This is a genomic window from Bacillus sp. AFS055030, from assembly GCF_002574545.1.
Lineage (GTDB): Bacteria > Bacillota > Bacilli > Bacillales > Bacillaceae_G > Gottfriedia.
The window spans coordinates 41,245-63,065 of record NZ_NUGT01000032.1; the positions used below are offsets into that span (position 1 = coordinate 41,245).

The 21,821-nt window shown below is 33.1% G+C and carries 21 protein-coding genes and 1 other annotated feature; of the genes, 1 reads left to right on the plus strand and 20 read right to left on the minus strand.

Annotation, left to right across the window (positions count from 1 at the left end):
* Positions 1-65: 65 nt before the first annotated feature.
* The 12 genes from CN925_RS13545 to spoIIGA form a co-directional block, all read right to left on the minus strand.
* The gene (locus CN925_RS13545; RefSeq protein ID WP_098846753.1) at positions 66-389 is read right to left on the minus strand and encodes a TraR/DksA family transcriptional regulator; all 324 of its coding nucleotides are present in this window, start codon (positions 387-389) and stop codon (positions 66-68) included.
* Positions 390-675: 286 nt separating this feature from the next.
* The gene (gene ileS, locus CN925_RS13550; RefSeq protein WP_098846754.1) at positions 676-3,432 is read right to left on the minus strand and encodes an isoleucine--tRNA ligase; all 2,757 of its coding nucleotides are present in this window, start codon (positions 3,430-3,432) and stop codon (positions 676-678) included.
* Positions 3,433-3,637: 205 nt separating this feature from the next.
* Positions 3,638-3,861, minus strand: a binding site (T-box leader).
* A 57-nt stretch (positions 3,862-3,918) separates the two neighbouring features.
* A complete protein-coding gene (locus CN925_RS13555; RefSeq protein WP_098846755.1) occupies positions 3,919-4,407 on the minus strand; it encodes a DivIVA domain-containing protein in 489 nt (162 codons plus the stop codon).
* 89 nt (positions 4,408-4,496) lie between these two features.
* Positions 4,497-5,270: a YlmH family RNA-binding protein gene (locus CN925_RS13560; RefSeq protein ID WP_098846756.1), complete on the minus strand. Its 774-nt coding sequence runs from the start codon at positions 5,268-5,270 to the stop codon at positions 4,497-4,499.
* Positions 5,271-5,338: 68 nt separating this feature from the next.
* Positions 5,339-5,599 (minus strand): YggT family protein, encoded by a 261-nt coding sequence (locus tag CN925_RS13565; protein ID WP_098846757.1) that lies wholly within the window; start codon positions 5,597-5,599, stop codon positions 5,339-5,341.
* 4 nt (positions 5,600-5,603) lie between these two features.
* Entirely contained in the window at positions 5,604-6,104 is a 501-nt protein-coding gene (locus CN925_RS13570; RefSeq protein WP_098846758.1) for a cell division protein SepF, read from the minus strand.
* A gap of 5 nt (positions 6,105-6,109) precedes the next feature.
* Positions 6,110-6,787, minus strand: a complete 678-nt coding sequence (locus CN925_RS13575) for a YggS family pyridoxal phosphate-dependent enzyme (protein WP_098846759.1) — start codon at positions 6,785-6,787, stop codon at positions 6,110-6,112.
* 4 nt (positions 6,788-6,791) lie between these two features.
* Positions 6,792-7,616: a peptidoglycan editing factor PgeF gene (gene pgeF / locus CN925_RS13580; protein WP_098846760.1), complete on the minus strand. Its 825-nt coding sequence runs from the start codon at positions 7,614-7,616 to the stop codon at positions 6,792-6,794.
* 250 nt (positions 7,617-7,866) lie between these two features.
* Positions 7,867-8,148, minus strand: a complete 282-nt coding sequence (locus CN925_RS13585; RefSeq protein ID WP_098846761.1) for a YlmC/YmxH family sporulation protein — start codon at positions 8,146-8,148, stop codon at positions 7,867-7,869.
* A gap of 462 nt (positions 8,149-8,610) precedes the next feature.
* Positions 8,611-9,390 carry an RNA polymerase sporulation sigma factor SigG gene (gene sigG / locus CN925_RS13590; RefSeq protein WP_098846762.1) on the minus strand — a complete coding sequence of 260 codons (780 nt, stop codon included), beginning with the start codon at positions 9,388-9,390 and terminating at the stop codon, positions 8,611-8,613.
* A 238-nt stretch (positions 9,391-9,628) separates the two neighbouring features.
* Entirely contained in the window at positions 9,629-10,348 is a 720-nt protein-coding gene (sigE, locus tag CN925_RS13595) for an RNA polymerase sporulation sigma factor SigE (RefSeq protein WP_056471072.1), read from the minus strand.
* Positions 10,349-10,358: 10 nt separating this feature from the next.
* The gene (gene spoIIGA, locus CN925_RS13600) at positions 10,359-11,264 is read right to left on the minus strand and encodes a sigma-E processing peptidase SpoIIGA (protein WP_286138348.1); all 906 of its coding nucleotides are present in this window, start codon (positions 11,262-11,264) and stop codon (positions 10,359-10,361) included.
* Positions 11,265-11,465: 201 nt separating this feature from the next.
* Here spoIIGA and CN925_RS13605 point away from each other — a divergent pair, with 201 nt between their 5' ends.
* The gene (locus tag CN925_RS13605; protein ID WP_098846764.1) at positions 11,466-12,134 is read left to right on the plus strand and encodes a class I SAM-dependent methyltransferase; all 669 of its coding nucleotides are present in this window, start codon (positions 11,466-11,468) and stop codon (positions 12,132-12,134) included.
* A gap of 45 nt (positions 12,135-12,179) precedes the next feature.
* On the opposite strand, the gene ftsZ is transcribed toward CN925_RS13605, so the two are convergent.
* From ftsZ to mraY, 8 genes are all read right to left on the minus strand, one after another.
* Positions 12,180-13,322 (minus strand): cell division protein FtsZ, encoded by a 1,143-nt coding sequence (gene ftsZ, locus CN925_RS13610; protein WP_098846765.1) that lies wholly within the window; start codon positions 13,320-13,322, stop codon positions 12,180-12,182.
* A gap of 35 nt (positions 13,323-13,357) precedes the next feature.
* Positions 13,358-14,638, minus strand: a complete 1,281-nt coding sequence (ftsA, locus tag CN925_RS13615) for a cell division protein FtsA (protein WP_098846766.1) — start codon at positions 14,636-14,638, stop codon at positions 13,358-13,360.
* Between the two features lie 225 nt (positions 14,639-14,863).
* Positions 14,864-15,619: a cell division protein FtsQ/DivIB gene (locus CN925_RS13620; protein ID WP_098846767.1), complete on the minus strand. Its 756-nt coding sequence runs from the start codon at positions 15,617-15,619 to the stop codon at positions 14,864-14,866.
* A gap of 420 nt (positions 15,620-16,039) precedes the next feature.
* Complete coding sequence (gene murB, locus CN925_RS13625) at positions 16,040-16,948, minus strand: UDP-N-acetylmuramate dehydrogenase (RefSeq protein ID WP_098846768.1); 909 nt, start codon at positions 16,946-16,948, stop codon at positions 16,040-16,042.
* Positions 16,949-17,023: 75 nt separating this feature from the next.
* Positions 17,024-18,115, minus strand: a complete 1,092-nt coding sequence (gene murG, locus CN925_RS13630; protein WP_098846769.1) for an undecaprenyldiphospho-muramoylpentapeptide beta-N-acetylglucosaminyltransferase — start codon at positions 18,113-18,115, stop codon at positions 17,024-17,026.
* 171 nt (positions 18,116-18,286) lie between these two features.
* Positions 18,287-19,387 (minus strand): stage V sporulation protein E, encoded by a 1,101-nt coding sequence (gene spoVE, locus CN925_RS13635; RefSeq protein WP_142339234.1) that lies wholly within the window; start codon positions 19,385-19,387, stop codon positions 18,287-18,289.
* 34 nt (positions 19,388-19,421) lie between these two features.
* The gene (gene murD / locus CN925_RS13640) at positions 19,422-20,774 is read right to left on the minus strand and encodes a UDP-N-acetylmuramoyl-L-alanine--D-glutamate ligase (RefSeq protein WP_098846770.1); all 1,353 of its coding nucleotides are present in this window, start codon (positions 20,772-20,774) and stop codon (positions 19,422-19,424) included.
* A complete protein-coding gene (mraY, locus tag CN925_RS13645) occupies positions 20,775-21,749 on the minus strand; it encodes a phospho-N-acetylmuramoyl-pentapeptide-transferase (protein WP_098846771.1) in 975 nt (324 codons plus the stop codon). It lies immediately after the preceding gene.
* Positions 21,750-21,821 lie beyond the last annotated feature (72 nt).

Genomic DNA, 21,821 nt, shown 5'->3' on the forward strand with positions numbered 1-21,821 from the left:
CCCCTACCTTATTAGATATCTCATCAAATTTTAGCATAGGGGAAAGGTTTATACAATGAATTGTATTAGTAATGATTTCTAACAAAACTAAAATCCTCTAACGTACGACCCGTTGGAAGCACTCTTAATTTTTCAATTGGAATAGCTTGCCCAGTTACTTCACAATAACCATATAATCCATGTTCAATTTTTTGCAAAGCAATTTCAATATCATATAAATCATTTTGCATATCTTCAACGAGTATTTGATGTTTATTTGTCACCTCAAAAATTGAATGATGTTGCTCAATTTCAGAAGAACTTATTGGTTCTGAAAATAAACGATGTAGCAATTCATTTTTAATTTGTTCAAGCTCTTGTTTAATATAGAAAATTTCATTGCTCCTCATCTTCTTCACTCCCAATTTATTTATGTAAAAATACTTTTCCCTCAAATTGAAGTCGATAATAGGTGAAACTTTTTCCTTTAAAGGAAATGGCAAAAGATATTACCATTCATAAAGTTGCTAAAAAAAAGAAAACCCGCATAGGTCATTTTCCTAAAACGGGTTTTCCATTAATTCTTTCATTGATTTAAATCAGTCATTAAATTGTAGTTTTTTTACCTTTACTCTTTCATTAAAAAGAGCCGAAAGTTTAATCTTTCGGCTCTTGTTTAGTGAAACAACATATTAATTACATATCTTTAACTACACTTGCACAACGTAAGCAAAGTGTCGGGTGCGTTTCATCTTTTCCAACTTCTTCAGTAACTACCCAGCATCGTTCACAAGTTTCACCTGTCGCAGGAGTTACTTCAATACTTAATGTATCAAATGTTTGAGCTGTTTCAGGAGCTTTTTCATTACTATTTGCAATTTCTACTTGAGATACAATTAATAATTGTTTGAAGTCTTCATTAATTGAATTCAATAGCTCCTCTACTTCTGCATTTGGATAGATTTTCACTGATGCAGTTAGAGATTTACCGATTACTTTTTCATTACGTGCAACTTCAAGTGCTTTTAATACGTCGTCACGTAAATCCATGAATTTTTCCCATTTAGCTTCAAGGCTTTGAGTATCGCCGAAATCTTTAACATCTGGCATTTCAGTTAAGAAAATACTATCAACTGTAGTTCCTGCCATATGTGACCAAACTTCTTCAGCAGTATGAGGTAAAATTGGAGCAACTAAACGAGTTAATGCTTGTAATGATTCATGTAATACAGTTTGAATCGCTAAACGATCTTTATTCGTTTTTGGCTCAATATATAAAATATCTTTTGATAAATCAAAATAGAATGAACTTAATTCTGTTGTACAGAAGTTTTGAATTGTGTGGTATACATTTGCAAATTCATATTTCTCGTATGATTCACGAACTGATTTAACCACATTGTTTAACTTAACTAGCATGTATTGATCTAATTCGCGTAGCTCTTCATATTTTAAAGCATCTTGTTCTGCGTTAAATCCATCTAAGTTTCCTAATAAGAAACGGAATGTATTACGGATTTTACGGTATACTTCAGCAACTTGTTTCATTAATGCGTCAGAAATACGAACATCTGATTGATAATCTACAGAAGCTACCCATAAACGTAATATATCTGAACCATATTGATTCATAATTTTTGATGGTAAGACGATATTTCCGATTGATTTACTCATCTTACGACCTTCACCGTCTAAAACAAAGCCATGGCTTACTACAGCTTTGTAAGGAGCTTGACCTGTTACAGCAACGCTTGTACTTAATGAAGAGTTAAACCAACCACGGTATTGGTCAGAACCTTCTAAGTAAATGTCAGCAGGGAAAGATAATTCTTCTCGAGTGTTTAACACTGCTTGATGTGATGATCCACTATCAAACCATACATCCATAATATCTTTCTCTTTTGTGAATTTACCATTTGGTGAACCAGGATGTGTAAATCCTTCTGGTAATAATTCTTTTGCTTCTTTTTCAAACCAAATATTTGAACCATGCTCTTTAAATAAGTTCGAAACATGTTCAATTGTTTCTTCAGTAATAATGGCTTCTCCGTCTTCAGCATAAAATACTGGGATTGGTACTCCCCATACACGTTGACGTGAGATACACCAATCTCCACGATCACGAACCATGTTAAATAGACGAGTTTCACCCCAATTTGGGAACCACTTAGTATCTTGAACAGCTTGCATTAATTGCTCACGAATTGCTTCAATTGATGCAAACCATTGTGCAGTTGCACGGAAGATAATTGGCTTTTTTGTTCTCCAGTCATGTGGATATGAGTGTGTGATAAATTGTAATTTTAATAAAGCACCTTTTTCTTCTAATGCTTTTGTAACTGCTTTATTAGCTTCATCATAGAATAAACCTTCAAATCCAGGAGCTTCCTTCGTTAAAACACCTTTTTCGTCTACTGGACAAAGTACTTCTAATCCATATTGCTGACCTACACGGAAGTCATCTTCACCATGACCTGGTGCAGTATGAACACAACCTGTACCAGCGTCAGTTGTTACATGATCTCCTAAAATAACAACTGATTGACGATCATATAATGGATGCTTACAAATAATTCCTTCAAGTTCTCCACCTTTGAAAGTCTTTTCAACTACTGTATCTTCCCACCCTAGTTCATTTACTACAGATTCTCTTAACTCACTAGCAACTACAAACTTGTCACCATTTACTGATACAACATCGTAGCTTAAGTCAGGATGTAAACAAACAGCTAAGTTAGCTGGGATTGTCCATGGAGTTGTTGTCCAAATAATGAATTTCTCTCCACCCTTTAAAACGTCTTTTCCGTTTTCAACTGCAAATGCAACATAGATTGATGCTGAACGCTTATCTTGGTATTCGATTTCCGCTTCTGCAAGTGCAGATTCACTTGATGGAGACCAATATACTGGTTTAAGACCTTTATAGATTAATCCCTTAGTAGCCATTTTACCGAATACTTTAATTTGTTCTGCTTCATATTCTTTTTCAAGTGTGATATATGGTCGGTTCCAATCACCTAAAATTCCTAGACGTTTAAATTGTTCTTTTTGACGCTCTACTTGCTCGTAAGCATATTCTTCACATAGTTTACGGAATTCTGCTACTGACATTTCTTTTCGATTTACTTTTTTATTTGCTAATGCTTGTTCAATCGGTAAACCGTGTGTATCCCAACCTGGAACGTAAGGAGAACGGTATCCATTCATATTATAAAAACGTACAATGAAATCCTTTAATACTTTATTAAGTGCATGTCCCATATGAAGGTCACCATTTGCATAAGGTGGTCCATCATGTAAAATAAATGACGGTTTTCCTTCATTATGTTTTTGAACTGTTGCATAAATATCTTTTTTGTCCCACTCTTCCTGAATTTGTGGCTCACGTTGAGGTAAATTCCCTCTCATAGGAAATTCAGTTTTTGGCATAAGTAACGTATCTTTGTACTCCATTTGCTTTCCTCCATTTTTAAACTTTTTAAGCTTGATTTAAAGCTAGACGTTTTTTTAGCAAGTCTTAAACTAAAATGCCAGCTTACTTTCCATTTTTTAAATTCCACATTAACGCATTGTATCCATCTTACAATCCTTTTATTAGTGGAGTTGTCTATTATGTATAATAAATCGTATAGACGAAAAAAAACCTTCCTCATCCCAAAAAAGGGACGAGAAAGGTTTCCCGTGGTACCACCCTAATTGACAATAAATTTGATTAAATCATTGTCCACTTAGCATTCGTAACGTGAATGAAACGTCTTTTCTTACTCATTTTCAGAAAAGCACTCTAGGGTGATTTTCCTTCTATTTTCTACATCAAGCTTACACTATCCTTGACTCGCTACCTAGATTTATAGAAGTACTCTTCCCTGTCACCGATTTACTATTAATATCTAATAAATTATATGTTAAAACTTTATTAAACGTCAAGGCTTATACTACTTAGTTTGCGATTTCTTCTGTTTCTTTATCTTCTAAAATATGATCCCAATCTTCATGACCTAACATTTCTAATTGAGTTTCAATTGCCATTCTTAAACGAGTTCGGAAAACTTTTGATTGCTTTTTAAGCTCTTCAAACTCCATCGTTACTTTTCTAGATTTAATTAAAGCTTCATTGATAATGCGATCTGCATTTTTCTCCGCTTCTTTAATAATCAATTTAGCTTCTTTTTGGGCACTACCTTTTACATCTTCAGCAGCTTCTTGCGCAATCAGTATTGACTTATTTAAAGTTTCTTCTATAGTAGAAAAATGCTTTAATCTTTCTTTCATATCAAGAATTTGTTCTTCTAATTGTTTCTTCTCACGAATAACTAATTCATAATCTTTAATGACTTGATCTAAAAACTCGTTAACCTCATCTTCATCATAGCCACGAAAACTTTTACCAAATTCTTTATTATGAATATCAAGTGGTGTTAAAGGCAATTAAGCCACCTCCATGTATGTATGTTCTTTATTTATAGGTTATAATAAATTTTCGACAGTTTCTACGTTTTTCCTTCTACAATTTCTGACTATTTTTTAACACCGTAGTTTATCCGCCATTTTTCTTTTTTTGATAAACCATCAATTGACATTAACATCCCTCTACCAAAACCTTTGACAGAGAATAAATCGCCTTCTTCACATAAAAATGAAGTAGAGTCAATAACTCGCTGATTAACTTTAACGTGTTCAGCTTTAATTAAACTTTGAGCTTTTTGTCTTGGTATATTATAAAATTCACTTAATAGGACATCTAATCTTAGTGAGGATACAGTCCCATTATTAGTTTGCCAAACATCATCTGATTTGATCAATTCTTTCAATGGAATGCTTCTTAATTTAACCGGCGATTTTCCTATAGAATTTAAGTTATTTTCTACAAAACTTGCTATTTCATCCGCAACAATCACTTGGATCCTATCATTTTTTATTAGAATATCACCAAATTTCCCTCTTGTGATTCCTAACGACATTAATGTTCCTAATACTTGCCGATGGGATAAGCTGTGAAATTTCGTTGCATAAACTAATTCAAATGCTACCAAAGAATAATCTTCTTCAACAGGTGCATAAAAACTCGGATAAATAATTGCACGCTTTCGTTCACAATCCTCATGTCCACCAAAAAAAGCAACAAAACACTCCCCTTGATTTCCGATAATTGATTGCATAATCATTTGTTCTCTTAAATCTAGAAAATCCGTCAACTTAATAGAATAGCGTTCAATTGCCTGTTCCTTCCAACTGAGAACCTTATCTACGAAAACATGTTCTTCTTTTCGAAAATGATCATAAATACTCATTTATACAATCCTCTTTTTCATAAAACTATCAATATTAATTAAAAAAGAGAACCTGTAAGATTCTCTCTTTAAAAGTAACGAGAAATATTTGCAATACCAATTCCAGCAAATTCTAGTGCAAATAATGCAACAATTGGTGAAAAATCAAACATACCGATTGATGGAACAATTCGACGGAACGGCTCTAAATATGGTTCAGATAACCTACCAATTAAGCGACCGAAGCCTGATTGTCTTATTTGAGGGAACCAAGATAAAATAATATGAATGACAATGACGATTCTATAGTATGAGATTAATTTGTATAAAATATAAAAAAGTAAATCCATTTAATTACCACCTTTTAATGGAATTGTCTTCCTCAAATAACATATCTGTAATCGTTCCGGAAATATCAATATTATCAGGTGTACAAATAAATGTATTTGTACCAATTTTTTTTATATCTCCACTTATTGCATAAACTGTGCCACTCAAGAAATCAACAAATCGTTTAGCTTGATCGATTTGCATTTGTTGTAAATTGATTACAACTGCTTTTTTTGATTTTAAATGGTCTGCAACATCCTGTGCTTCTGCATATTCACGCGGCTGCGCTAATACAACTTTTGACGACAAAGAAGCTCCTCCCGGTATACTTACTAATTTTTGCTTTGAAGCATTACGCTCATGGTTAATTTCTTCATGTTTAGTAAATTGTTGTTGTTGATATTGTTTTTGTTGTTGATATTGTTTTTGTTGCTGTTGCTGTTGTTGCTCTTCGTATTCATAATCATCATCTTCATACTCATCTTCCATTGCAAAAAAGTTTCTTACTTTCCCAATAATACTCATCTTCTCTACCTTCCCTTTCCTACTAAATCAGTGCCTATTCTTATGAATGTAGCACCTTCTTCTATTGCTATTTCAAAATCATTAGACATACCCATTGATAATTCAGAACATGGAATATTTGCAATCTGTAGATCTTTGACTTTTTCTTGTAATTCCTTTAAACCTTTGAAACTATTTCGAATGATGGCTACATCTTCCGTGAAAGGTGCCATTGTCATTAACCCAACAACTTGTACTTTATCAAATTCTGAAACTTGTCTAGCAAATTCAATCACATCATTTGGATGGATGCCATGCTTTGAGTCTTCTCCAGATACGTTAACCTGTAGGAAACATTTTAATGGTTCAACTGCTCTTTTTTGTATTTCCTCTGCTAAGGATAGTCGATCTAATGAATGTAAATAATCTATTCTATGTATGACGTCTTTTACTTTTCTAGTTTGAAGTGAACCAATAAAATGCCAAACAACATCATCGCTTTTTATGTGATCTTGTTTTTCCTTCAGACCTTCTAAACGGTTTTCGCCTAATTGATGTATACCTTCAGCTAAAACTTCCTTAGCTACATCGGTAGATACTTGTTTCGTAACAGCAATTAAAGTGATTTCATCATTTCGATTTGCTCTTACTTTGGCTGCATTAATTTGTTCACTAATACGTTCGTAATTTTGTTTGACTGTCATGATGCTAATTCCTCCAACCAATAAAACTCATCATTCTTCCTGTTTTCCCACCATCTCTACGATGAGAAAAAAATAAGTTCGGGTTACAACTTGTACAATAATTTGTCATAAGTATATTTTTTTCACTAATACCCGATTTAATGAGTAATTGTTTGTTTGCTTCTTTTAAATTCAATTTAAATTTTCCGTTTTGTAAAATAGTTAAAATATTATTAGGAATTTTGTGTTCAAAAGCATCATTTAGCTTATTCATCACAAAATCATCTACCTCATAACAACAATCACCAATTGATGGCCCGATCGCAACTTGGATATTTTTCAGTTGTAGGTTTTCTTCTTTAATCCATTTTTCGATTAGACGCCCACCAATGTTTTGGACCGTGCCTTTCCAACCTGCATGTGCTAAACCAATAAATTTACTTGTTGGTTCAAGAAAATACAATGGAACACAATCTGCATAACAAGATGTTAATAATATATTTTCCTCATTTGTATAAAATCCATCAGTTGTCTCGATACTACTTTCGTAATCAGTAACACCTTTTCCACAATCTTTTTTTGTTACTTTCACGACATTATTCCCATGAACTTGTTCTGAACAAACCCATTTTGTCTTTGAAAACGCTAATTTACTCGCAAGGAGTTCTCTATTTTTTACGACAATATCCTTCGAGTCATTTACATGTAATCCAAGATTAAAAGAGGTGAAACAACCTTGGCTCACTCCATCATTTTTTGTTGTAAATCCTGCAACTAAATGTTTATATGAGTCTTCCCAAGGTTGAATCATAAAAGTACTTTCAGTCGATTGAATGAAGCTCTCTTTCATATTTATAAGACCTCACAGAAACTAATTTAGTAAATATATATGTCAACCAGTTGATGGTTTCCTATATTTTACCATAGATTTCACATTTTTGATTATTTTTGACAAAACACAATTATTTTTTTCACATTCGAAAGTAAAAATTAGCAATTAGGCATTATACTCGACGTAATTCCAGTTAAATATATAAAGTATAATAACAAACTACGCCTTTGACTTCCCCCTAAAAAGCACGTCTGTCGACAAATTTTCCTTAAGTGAATTTTACTGGACTTGCTTGATTTTCATCTAAATCCACAGACGAACGATATTTTACTAAAATAACATCTTCACCTATTTTCACAATATCATTCCAATAAATTGTCATTTCCTCTTCTTTACTAAAAAAGTTTAAGCCTTTCCCTGGCTTTGTTAAAATAATCGATGTGATTTTTCCACTTGATTGATCAATATCTAAATCAACAATATTTCCTAATTTCTTTCCATCGGCAACATTTACAACATCTTTAACTTGAAAATCTGAAATTCTGGCCATAAAACTTCACCTTCCTTTTTATAAAATATATGAAGCAAGGCCCAAACATCATGATAAAATTCAAATAAAAATGTGTTAGACAATGTTGTTCGATGTTCCTCCATTGTCTAACACATTAATAACTTATTTTCATTCTTCCAGTTTAACTATTTAGTTATTGGATTATTTAGATTATATAATTGTTTGTTTATAAATTTCATTCATTACAATTTGCAAATCTTATACAGGAATTGATGCTTGATTTTAGTTAGGCTCCGATTGTTTGCCTCAAAGTTTTAAGAGAATTTCCGAAATAGATTTAAAAGGAACTTTCTTTTTGTCTAAGAAATATGTTCGATGTCTAGCTGCGGCTCCTAGCTCCTCGGTAATATTCCATTAATCTTCGAAGTGGAAAAACCACCACTTCTTCAGATGAATGGAGATATTCCTTTCAGAGCTGGGCGAGCTTGCTCCACATTTCGTTTACCCCTGTATATTTTTGTTCATTTGTTTTATTGCTGATTTTTCTAGTCTGGATACTTGTGCTTGGGAAATGCCGATTTCTTCGGCGACTTCCATTTGTGTTTTTCCTTGGAAAAATCGTTTGCTGATGATCATTTTTTCTCGATCGTTTAGTCGTTTCATTCCTTCGCGCAGTGCTAGTTCTTCAACCCATTGCTCGTCCTTGTTTTTATCGTCACTTAGCTGATCCATTACAAAGATTGGATCTCCGCCATCATTATATATTGGTTCAAATAACGAAACTGGGTCTTGAATTGCATCTAATGCAAAGACTATTTCTTCATGTGTTACGCCTAGTACTTCTGCGATTTGAACAGGAGTTGGTTCTTTTGAATTCTCTGCTAATAATCGCTCTCTTACTTGTAATGCTTTATAAGCAATGTCTCTTAAGGATCTAGACACTCTTATTGGGTTATTATCCCTTAAATATCTTCTTATTTCACCAATAATCATCGGTACAGCATACGTCGAAAATTTTACATTTTGGCTTAAATCAAAATTATCAATAGACTTCATAAGGCCTATGCAGCCTACTTGAAATAAGTCATCCACAAATTCTCCGCGATTATTAAAACGCTGAATTACACTTAGGACAAGTCGTAAATTACCATTTACGATTGTTTCTCTTGCGCTTTTGTCACCGCTTTGCATTGCATGAAATAACTTACGCATCTCATCATTCTTTAAAACTGGAAGCTTTGATGTATCTACACCGCATATTTCTACTTTGTTTCGTGTCATGATGTTCCCTCCTACTTGGAGTTGCTGTACTATAGGTAAGTATCTCCTTCGGTGGAAAATTTATGCACAAAATAAAATATACAAAAATAATAATTTTTGTAATAAAACACCTATCAAATAGGAGAAATTCAATGATTTCCAGTGCTAAATGAATGAAAAAAATATTAATAAATTCTTCACACATAGGAAAAAACCGATTAGATTTGAAAAACTCAATTCTAATCGGTTCTTACTTATGTTAAACCATTTTATTAAACTCTTTTCGAAGTCTTTTAATAATGCGTTTTTCTAATCGAGATATATAAGATTGCGATATACCTAGCATATCAGCTACATCTTTTTGGGTTTTTTCTTCGGTCCCATCTAGTCCAAATCGTAGTTCCATTATTTGTTTTTCACGATCGTTTAGTTGATCTAATGCCTTTGTTAGTAATGATTTATCGACATTTGCTTCTAGGTCTTTTGTAATGATATCATCCTCTGTACCTAATACATCAGAAAGTAATAATTCATTTCCATCCCAATCAATGTTTAATGGCTCATCGAATGATACTTCAGAACGGTTTTTATTATTTCTACGTAAATGCATCAGAATTTCATTTTCGATACATCTTGAAGCGTATGTAGCCAATTTAATTTTCTTCTCCGGATTAAAGGTATTAACAGCTTTTATTAATCCAATTGTACCAATGCTAATCAAATCTTCAATATTAATCCCAGTATTTTCAAACTTTCTAGCGATATAAACTACCAATCTTAGATTTCTTTCAATTAATAGTGATCTAGCCCCTAAATCTCCATTCGGTAGTTTCTGTAAAAGCTTTTCTTCTTCTTCTCTTGTCAAAGGAGGTGGTAATGCTTCACTTCCCCCAATGTAGTATACTTCATCGGCTTTCAAACCAAGTTTTACTAACAGCTTATACAAACCTAACTTTAGTTTTAAGAAAAATCGATTCATTTTCTACCTCCTATGCAATTTCATTAATTGTTCCCTGCATCATTTTTGGATGAAGGATACATTCATATAAATTGTCTGAAGACAAAGTAACATGACTCAATCCAACTAAAACCGAACTCGATGAATACCATTTCCCATTAATTTTCAATTTTACAACAGTAGGTTTTATTGCAACGAGGAATTGATTACTTTGACCAATGCTTTTATAAGGTATATAGGTTCCTTGAAAAAAACTTAAGACGTCTAGTGCATCAGTATTATGCAAATTATTTTCAGGGTCCCTAACTATCTTTACTAGTTCGATCGGTAATCCATAATCACTAGTAGAACAATCTAAAATAATAACTGGTTTCCTAGAAAGAGGTTCATGTAGAGAGTTACCACTATCCATTAACCCTCTAATTTTAATCGAAGTGTTCCGCCACACAATTTCCATTTCATACATTTCATTCATTTTCCATTTTGTAAACGAGATTTGATTGATCGATTTTCTAGCGTAAAATATGACGATTGGTAGCATACCAATTACAAAATACCAACTAACAGGATCCCCATAAAAAGATGATTTTGTTAAATTTGATTCATTGCTGGCAAATAAATAATGTAGGCCTAATAATGCGCCACCTAAAATGAATGTTGAAAAATAGAAGATACTTAATAGCTGTAAAAAAGTGATAATTCGTTGACGTCCAAATGCAAAAAATACGATGAAAAACGATAATAATATTTTCATAAAGGGTGAGCCAACAACATATGCATAAGGAGTGAACGTCATTAAAACAACGATTGAGCCTAACAATGCTCCTAACAATGACCGCAAAATAGATACATTTCTTTTTAGAATTAAGCCTGTCAACTGAATGATCAAGAAGTCCATTAACAAGTTTAATAACCAAACAAGATCTCCATATATCACCAATTTTGTTCGCCATCCTCTATAGAATATTCATTTATATGTAAGTATAGGATGAGCACGGTAAGAAGTCTGTCAAAATAAGGTATCTTTATTGAAGAGTTTTTCGACAATACATTTTCAAAATACGGATTAGACAGGTCATATTTTATAAAAATCTTTCACTTTTTTTCATTTAATTCTGCCTAAATAAGGAGTGAGGATTTGGATAACTGGATTTTTCATTCACCCATTTTTGAGTTTGACAAAACGAAACCATCAATTAGACAGCACTCTGCTTGGAAGGGGCACGCTAAATTTGCTTACGATTTAGTTCATTTCGTAAAACCAAAAATAATTGTAGAATTAGGTACACACTATGGCTTTTCTTTTTTCTGTTTTTGTCAAAGTGTGAAAGATCATAATCTGTCATGTGAATGTTTTGCGGTTGATACTTGGCAAGGTGATTTGCATAGTGGACTGTATAGTAATGAAGTTTTTGATACAGTACATGAAGTTGTTCATAAACATTACCAAAAAGAAGCTAATATGATCCGTAAATCTTTTGACGAAGCAATTCAGCATTTCGAAGATCATTCAATCGACATACTTCATATTGACGGGTTTCATACTTTTGAAGCCGTGCAACATGATTACATTACTTGGTTACCAAAAGTGTCGAATGAAGGGATTGTTTTGATCCATGACACTGAAGTAAGAATAGTAGATTTTGGAGTTTATAAATTTTGGGAAGGCATTAAACAACAATTCCCATCTTTTGAATTTACACATTCACATGGTTTAGGTGTTTTATTTCCTAAAGGCTGTAACGAAAAGTTCAAGAATGTCATCAGTAATCTCACGAGTTTACAAAACCATTACTCAAAAGAATAAAAAAACCAAGATAAGAGATTCATCTTATCTTGGTTTTTACATTTATTAGCGTCTTTTACGATTACGTAAGAACGCTGGAATATCTAAGTCATCTAGACTAGTTACATTTTTAGTTGTTTCTACAACCGGAACTTCTTCGCGAATTGGTTCGCGTTTAATAGTTGGTTGTGGAGATTGAGTTGGCGTTGAAATTGTTTGTCTTGCCATTGGTTTTGGCGTAGGCGGTGCTGTAATGACACCTTCAAATCCAGTCGCAATAACCGTTACAATAATTTCATCCTTTAAGTTTTCATTGATTACAGAACCGAAAATCATATTTACTTCTGCATCACAAGCGGTTGAGACGATATCTGCTGCTTCTTGAACTTCATATAAACTTAAGTTCGTTCCACCAGTGATATTCATAAGTACACCTTGCGCACCGTTAATTGAAGTTTCTAATAATGGACTAGAAATAGCTTTTTTAGCTGCTTCAGCCGCACGATTTTCTCCACCAGCAACACCGATACCCATTAATGCAGAACCTTTATTAGACATAATTGTCTTAACATCTGCAAAGTCAAGGTTAATTAATCCCGGAACAGCGATTAAGTCAGAAATACCTTGAACCCCTTGACGAAGTACATTATCTGCTTCGCGGAATGCTTCTAGCATTGGGGTATTACGATCAACGATTTCTAATAATCGGTCATTAGGAATAACAATTAAAGTATCAACGCTTTCCTTCATTGCAGCGATTCCTGTAGCCGCTTGAGTTGAACGCTTTCTACCTTCAAATGTAAATGGACGAGTAACTACACCTACAGTTAATGCACCTAATTCTTTTGCTACTTGTGCAATCACTGGAGCTGCACCTGTTCCTGTACCGCCACCCATTCCAGCAGTTACGAATACCATGTCTGCTCCTTTAAGAGCTTCTTGTAATTGTTCTCTACTTTCTTCTGCTGCTTTTTTACCTACTTCTGGATTAGCTCCTGCCCCTAAACCACGAGTAAGTTTGCCACCGATTTGCATTTTCACTTCAGCTTTTGATAGATTAAGAGCTTGTGCATCTGTATTCACAGCAATAAAATCTACACCTTGTACTCCATGTTCAATCATTCGGTTAACCGCGTTATTTCCTCCGCCACCTACACCAATTACTTTTATCTTCGCTAATGCATCTACATTTGTATCAAAATCTAACATGATTGATCCCCCTACTATTCAAATTCATCACAAATTTAATCCCATAAATATTTAAAAATGCTTTTAACTTTACTCATGACGCGTTCTTCATCCTGCTGTTTTGGTTTTGTATTTGAATTTGAAACAGCTACAGGTTTTCGTTCATTTGATTCGAATGCAATATTAGAGCTAAGTTTTTTTCCACGCATTTTTGATTTATAAAAAGCATACTTGATTAGACCTACACCAGTAATGTATTGAGGTTCTCTTACACCAATATAGTCTGGTGTTGCAACCCTTACATTATTTTTAAATACCTTCTGAGCTAAATCGATTACACCAGTCATTGTTACTGTACCACCAGTTAAAACATATCCACCAGGTAAATTGCTACCTCTCATTCTTACAAGCTCATTTTGAACCATAATGAAGATTTCTTCTAATCTAGCTTCAATAATATCGGAAATTTCTTGCTGACTGTATTGTTGATGTTGCTCACTACCCATTATTGGTACACTTAATACTTCTTCAGGTAATGCAGTATCATAAAAAGCATGTCCAAACTTCACTTTAATTTTTTCTGCATCTTCTGTTGAAGTTTTCAGTCCAATAGATATATCTTTTGTAATATGTTCCCCTCCAACAGGTAGGACTGAAGTTGCCATTAATACACCTTCTCTAAATAGAGAAATTGTTGTTGAGCCTCCACCAATGTCAACAAGTGCTACACCTAAGTTTTTCTCATCCTGCTTTAGTGCTATCGTACTTGCAGCCATAGGTTGTAAACAAATATCCGTAACTTCTAACCCCGCTCTTTCAACGCAACGAAGTATATTATGTACTAGAGTTCTTGAACCAGTGATTAATGTACCTTCCATTTCTAAGCGTACACCGATCATTCCTCTTGGGTCTTTTACCTCAGAAAGGCCATCAACAATGTATTCATGTGGAACAACATCGATAATTTCTCTTTCCGGTGGTATAGAAATTACTTGAGCTTGATCCATTACTCTTAAAACATCTTCATTGTCAATTTCTTTATTTTCTTTAGATACTGCTACTACGCCGTTTGTACTAATCAACTGCACTTGATTCGCACTTACCCCTACAATTACTTTGTCAATATGAATGCCAACCATTCTTTCTGCTTGATCAATTGCTTTTTTGATTGATTTGACTGTTTCATCTATATCAACTATTGACCCACGTTTTAAGCCCGAAGATTTAACATTACCAACACCGATAATGTTAAGTGTGTCGTTAACTAGTTCTCCTATGATTACTTTAATTGTTGAAGTTCCAACGTCAAGACTCACATAGATCTCATTGCTGTTCATGATGGCACCTCCTTTTTCTCTCTATCTATTATAATCTAACATCATTTCATTCTTAAATATCATATATGACATCTATTCAACATTTACGGGTGTTTTCCTCTTTTTTTAAGTTTGATTTTTCATAATCTTTTTAATTTTTTTCATTATTGCTATTTAATTCCTAGTCTACACTAACATGCAAAGTTAAAAAAGACTTGAATGTACTGTTTACTAATGTTAAATAGCCTAATTTTGCTCAGTGCTATAAGGAGAAAAATAAGCACCCATTTCTAAATGGATAATCCCTTTTTGATCTTTAGGTATTGACTTTAAAATTAATGGGTAATTTGACATTTTATTTGAGAATTTTCGAATCGTTGTCCTTACTTCATACCCTTCATTCGTATAAACTGTTATTAACAAAGGATCATCTTTACTTGGCGTATAATCTATTTCAGAAATTGAATGAAAAATACTTTTTGGCATTTTTTTCAATTCCGCAGCCATTTCCTGTAACTCGTCTCCTTGTTTCCAACCAACCAAATCAGGTGCTGTAGTATTTCCTAGTGAATTTTTCTCTTTAATAAGCACTCCACTTTCTAACAATAGATACTTTTTCCCACTGAATAAACCTTGTCCAACAGGCTGGAATTCTTTTACATCAATGACTACTTTATTAGGAAATCTTTTATGTACGATTGCAGATTGAATTGTGTTTTGGCTTTCAAGCTGATCTACTACCTTTTTTGACCTAACTGTTAAAAAGCTATCCTCAACGCTAACATCAGCTAACTTTTGAATTTCTTTATCAGAGTACAGTTGGTTTCCATTAATTACTAAGTTAATTTTTGAACCAATTGATGTTTGGAAATACAATACACATAAAAGCAAAGAAAAAAACACAAGAATTGTGACCAGTAATCGCATATTTGCTTTTTTACGTTTTTTATTACGTAAAACAGGTACACGGTCTTCTAAACTAATAATCTTATTTTCCTGCATAAATATGCCTCCATTATCAATGTTCAACTAAAAAATACCTTTTTAATTTACTTTTACTTAAGAAGTAATGTAAGAATATTGAACTCCTCATGACTTTGCGACTTTCGAGAGGTATTGGCAAACGACAACCACCAAACAAGTTCTATTTACGCAACAAGCACCATACTTGAATTCGTTCTAGTTCAAGTGTCCGATATGATTTTATCTTATACTTCATGTCGAATACTAGTATAGTAAAATAATATGACGCTTTTATACTATATTGAATCCGAAGTCGACTCATCTCATAATTTAAATCACGAGTGTTCTTGACTTAATAATAGAATAATAAAAAATAGAATAGCAAATGAATGCCATTCTATTTTGGTCATCATATGCTATGTAAATTATAGCATATAATATGGGTAGTTTAGAAGAAACTTACATTTTTTTCCCAACAATTTCTACTTCTGTTTCAAGTTGTACATCAAATTTTTCTAATATAGTTTTCTTAATAAATGCTATTAAGTCTAATACATCTTTTGAAGTGGCATTTCCAGCATTTACAATAAAGTTACCATGCATTTCAGAAACCTTCGCTCCACCAATTTGATATCCTTTTAAATTAGCACGTTCAATTAAATTACCAGCATACTGTGGTAATGGATTACGGAAAATACTTCCAGCACATGGATAATTCCAAGGCTGTGTTTCTCTTCGATAATCTTTGTTTTTTTGCATTAATGCAGTTGATGCTTCTTTTGATCCTTCTTGAAGCTGAAGTTCTGCTTCTATAACGAATCCTTTACGTTTATGTTGTAAAACTGAAGTTCGATAAGAAAATTCTAATTCTTCATTTGATAACCATTCCATTGTTCCATCAGGAAATAGAATATGTGCTCTAGAAGTAATATTAGAAAAATCGGATTGATGAGCACCTGCATTCATATATACACCGCCACCAACACTACCAGGAATTCCACTTGCAAACTCTAAACCAGATAATCCTTTTCTACTAAGTTGAGTAGCTAAACGAATAACTGAATAACCTGCACCTACAACTACTTTTGTACCGTTTACTTCAATGTGATCTAAGCAATCACTTATTTTAATTACGACACCTTCAATACCTTGATCCGATACAAGTAAATTTGACCCTCTTCCGATTACTGTCATATTTACGCCATGTTCATTTGCAAGGTTAATAATCTCTTTAATTTCATCCACAGTTTTAGGAATGACCAAATACTCAGCTGGTCCTCCAATCTTCATTGTCGTATGATTTGCTAAAGGCTCATTTATTAGAAGACTCGAGTCATTTAATACTTCCTTTAATTTCGATTCAAACATTCGGTATATTTCCCCCTTTAGCTTATAGTACCCTCTATTATATTCTTATTTTATTTCAAACTTGTTCGTGCAAGTTCATTTACTTATTTTCTCTAATACATTAACTAGTTTTTTTGCAGCATCAGGTACACCCATTTTTAATGATGCCTTTTTCATCTCTTCCAGTTTAATAGGATTTAGTAATACTTTTTCAATTTCAGTTACTAAATATTCACTATTAAAGTTTTTTTCCAATAGTACAATTGCTGCACCATTTTTCTCAAGTGACCTAGCATTTACCTCCTGATGATTATTCGTTACATAGGGACTTGGTATTAAGATACTAGGCTTTCCTAATGCTGTTAATTCTGCTAATGTAGTTGCCCCTGCTCTTGAAACAACTAAATCCACTTCTCTTAATATTTCAGGCATATTATGTAAAAATGGCTTCACCACTACATTTTCTGGGTTACCTACTTTATTTATTTCCTCAATTACAGAATCGTAATGTACTTCGCCCGTTACATAAATCAATTGGTAATCTTTTTCACCTAATTGATTAACACTCTTTAAGAAAGCTTGATGTATAGGTCTTGCTCCCCTAGAACCACCTACAATTAATACTGTTCGTTTACCTGGTTTTAATCCTAATGATTCTAATACTGCAGGATTTGATTGTCCAAGTACTTCAGAAGCTCTCGGGTTTCCAGTAAAAACGACTTTCTCTTTATTAAAATAATCAGCAACCTCTTCAAAACAAATTGCAACTTTTGTTACATAACGATTTAAGAATTTATTTGTTAATCCAGGTATACTATTTTGTTCATGTATAACTGTCGGAATCCCTAGCTTTGCTGCAGCAAAAACGACAGGACCACAAACATATCCACCAGTACCAACGACTACATCTGGCTTAAATTCACGAATGATCTTCTTACTATCTGAAACACCTTTTAAGAATCGATACACTGTTTTAAAATTCTCTAATGATACGCTTCTTTTGAACCCTGTAATAACAATAGATTTAAAAGGTATGTTTGCTTTAGAGACAATCCCTTTTTCTAATCCATTTTCTGTACCAACATATAAGCATTCTACATTGGAATCTTGTTTTTTTAACTCTTTAATTAGCGCAAGTGCTGGATAAATATGACCACCAGTACCCCCACCACTAACTAAAATTTTCATAAAGATCCTCCTAAATTACAATACATAAATAGCTTTAAGCAGTTTAAGTAGTTATTATACCAATTTTATCACTATCATTCTAATTGTTTTTTCTATAAAAATAAAGAAAAAGACCGACCTGTCATTGAAACAAGTACATCATGTACTTATTTCAATTTTAAGTCGACCCTTTTATGTGCGCGCATGTCTACTAATATTTAATAATACACCTACGGCTAATAGCATTAATGTTAGTGATGAACCACCATAACTTAAAAATGGTAATGTAATCCCTGTTACAGGCATTAAACCAATTACAACACCAATATTAATCATTACTTGTATTGCAATCATTGAGACAATTCCTACTGCTAAAAAAGTACCGAATAAATCAGGGGCACTTAAGGCAATTCGTATCCCTCTCCAAAGTAATAAAGAGAATAATAAAATGACAAAAGTTCCACCAATAAATCCTAGTTCTTCTGATAGAATAGCAAAAATAAAATCAGTTTGTGGTTCAGGCAAATACATAAATTTTTGTCTACTTTGTCCCAATCCTAAACCAAATAATCCACCTGGACCAATTGCATACAGTGATTGAATAATTTGGAATCCAGTTCCTAATGGATCAGACCACGGATCTAGAAATGATGTAATCCTTTTTATTCGATACGGAGCAGAAGCTATAAGGCCAACAAATCCTGCTACCCCAACAATACCCAATCCCATAAAATGAGAAATTCTTGCTCCGGCTACGAATATGATGATTACACAAGTACCAACCATAACTGTACCTGTTCCTAAATCTGGTTGAAGCATAATCAAACCAAATGCCAAAAATACAAGACCTAATGTTGGTACAAGTCCCTTTTTAAAAGACGTAATATTTTTCTGATTGTCTGCTAAGTATTTTGATAGGAAAACCATCATTCCAAGTTTCATAAACTCAGAGGGTTGAATTGAGAATGCACCTATACCAATCCAACTTCGTGCACCACCTCGTACTAGACCAACTCCAGGTACAAGTACTAGTACCAACAAGATAAAACAAGCGATTAATATTTTTTTTGCGTGTGTTCTGAAAAGCCAGTAGTCAATATTTGAAACAACAAACATCCCAACTACTCCAACCCCAGCAAATAATAATTGCCGTTTAGCAAAAAAGAACGAATCATGAAACTTATAAGATGCCCATATTGCACTAGCACTGTAAACCATAATCATACCGACTGTTAATAATGATAGCGTAACGAGAACAAGAATCATGTCAGGACTATTTTTCTTTGTTGGCACTTAAATACACCTCAACTTTTGAATTAAACAAGCCTTACATTAATTTATGCACTGCTTGTATAAATTTATTACCACGTTCTTCAAAAGTCTTAAATTGATCCCAGCTTGCACAAGCAGGTGACAATAAAATAATATCTCCAACTTCTGAATGAGCGAATGCTTCATTTACAGCATCTTCAACATTATCTACCGATTTTACTGCTTTCATTCCTGCTTTTTCTGCTGATTCAATTAATTTATCTGCTGTTTGACCATAAGTGACCATTTTTTTTACATTTTTAAAATAAGGAATTAAATCATCAAACCCATTTCCTCGATCTAATCCACCTGCTATTAAAATAACTGGTTTTTGAAAAGAAGAAATAGCTTTTTGTGTTGCTAAAATATTAGTAGCTTTTGAGTCATTATAAAACTTTCTCTTATTAATTTCTGTAACAAACTGAAGTCGATGCTCTACACCCGTGAAAGTTGTTAATACTTTTTCAATTGCATCGTTTTCAACATCGAGAAGTTTAGAAATTGCTACTGCTGCTAATATATTTTCTAAATTATGTTTACCTGGTAAAACGATTTTTTCAACTTCAATTACTTTTTTCTCTTTAAAATAGATAAAGCCATTTTGGACATATGCGCCATCTTGCACAATTTTAGTTGTCGAGAACGGAATAATTTTCGCTCTTATTTGAGAAGCCATTGCCATTACATTTTCATCATCAAAATTAACGACAGCAAAGTCATTTTCGGTTTGATTTTTAAATATATTGGCTTTTGCCTTAATATACTCATCTTTTGAACCATGATAGTCTAAATGCGCTTCAAAAATATTTGTGATTAATGAAATTTTTGGGCGGAAACTTTCGATTCCCATCAATTGAAATGAAGAAAGCTCAGTTACAATGATCTGATCTTCATTTGCTCTTTCAGCAACTTCACAAGCGACAGTACCAATATTTCCTGCAACAAGTGGTTTTTTATTGCCTTCTTCTAACATATTTAATGCTAAAGTTGTCGTTGTCGTTTTTCCATTTGAGCCTGTAATTCCAATAAATGGTGCTTCACTTATTAAATATGCAAGTTCTATTTCCGTATAAATCGGAATATTACGCTTTACAGCTTCGATTAATAATGGATTCGTATATGGAATTCCTGGATTTTTAACAATGCAAAATGGTTGATCATCTAATAACGATAGTGGATGCTCACCACAAACTACGTTAAAACCTTCACTTTTTAGCTTTTGCGCGATTTCATTTTGTTCAAATGGAGTTCGATCATTAACGGTTACAGTCGCACCTAATTTTTTTAACAATTTACTAGCTGCATAACCGCTCTTTGCCATTCCTAACACTAATACATTTTTATTTTGAAAGTTCGATATATTATTCAATTACATCCACACCTCAATATAGATTCCTAATAATGCAAAAAGTAATCCTACAAACCAAAATGTTACAACTACACGCCATTCTGACCATCCAGATAATTCATAATGATGGTGTAGGGGACTCATTTTAAATACTCTCTTACCAGTTGCTTTAAAAGATGCAACTTGAATCATAACTGATAGTGTTTCGATTACAAAAATACCACCAATAATAACAAGTAAAATTTCTAAGTGTGTAATGATTGCAATTGCAGCTAATGCCCCACCTAATGCTAATGAGCCTGTATCTCCCATAAAGACCTTTGCAGGGTGTGCATTAAATACTAAGAAACCTAAAACAGCTCCTACAACAGCAATTGAAAATATTGCAACATCAAGCTGCTGTTGGTTATAAGCAAGAACTGCATATGCACCAAATGCAATTGCCGCTGTCCCTGACACAAGTCCATCTAATCCATCTGTTAAATTTACAGCGTTTGAAGTACCAACTAGCATAAAGATAATTAATAATACATAGATAAAGCCTAAGTCAAAAGAATAATCTGTCCCTGGAATCGAAATTGATGTAGAAATTCCCATAGCACGGATTGCAAAAAAGACGATGATTGACACAATAACTTGGCAAATAAATTTTTGTTTTGATGTTAGTCCAAGGTTTCTTTTTTTAACAACTTTAATATAGTCATCTAAAAATCCAATTACTCCAAAACAAATTGTAACAAATAATAATACATATGTACGTGTTGATAAAACATCAAAATACATAGAAATTAAAAGTGCAGATAAACTTAAAGAAATTAATATAATAATTCCACCCATTGTTGGGGTTCCTGATTTCTTTTTATGAGATTGTGGACCTTCGTCTCGAATACTCTGTCCAAATTTAAGTTTTCTTAAGTACGGTATAAAAATAGGCGATAAAATGACTGCAATGATAAATGCTGAAATCATAGCAACTAAAATTGACGGTTCTAACATTATTCGCCCTCCTTTCCAAGTTCTCTTCTTTGTTGTTTACTTCATAGTTTAATTCTTTTATAAAGAATTATG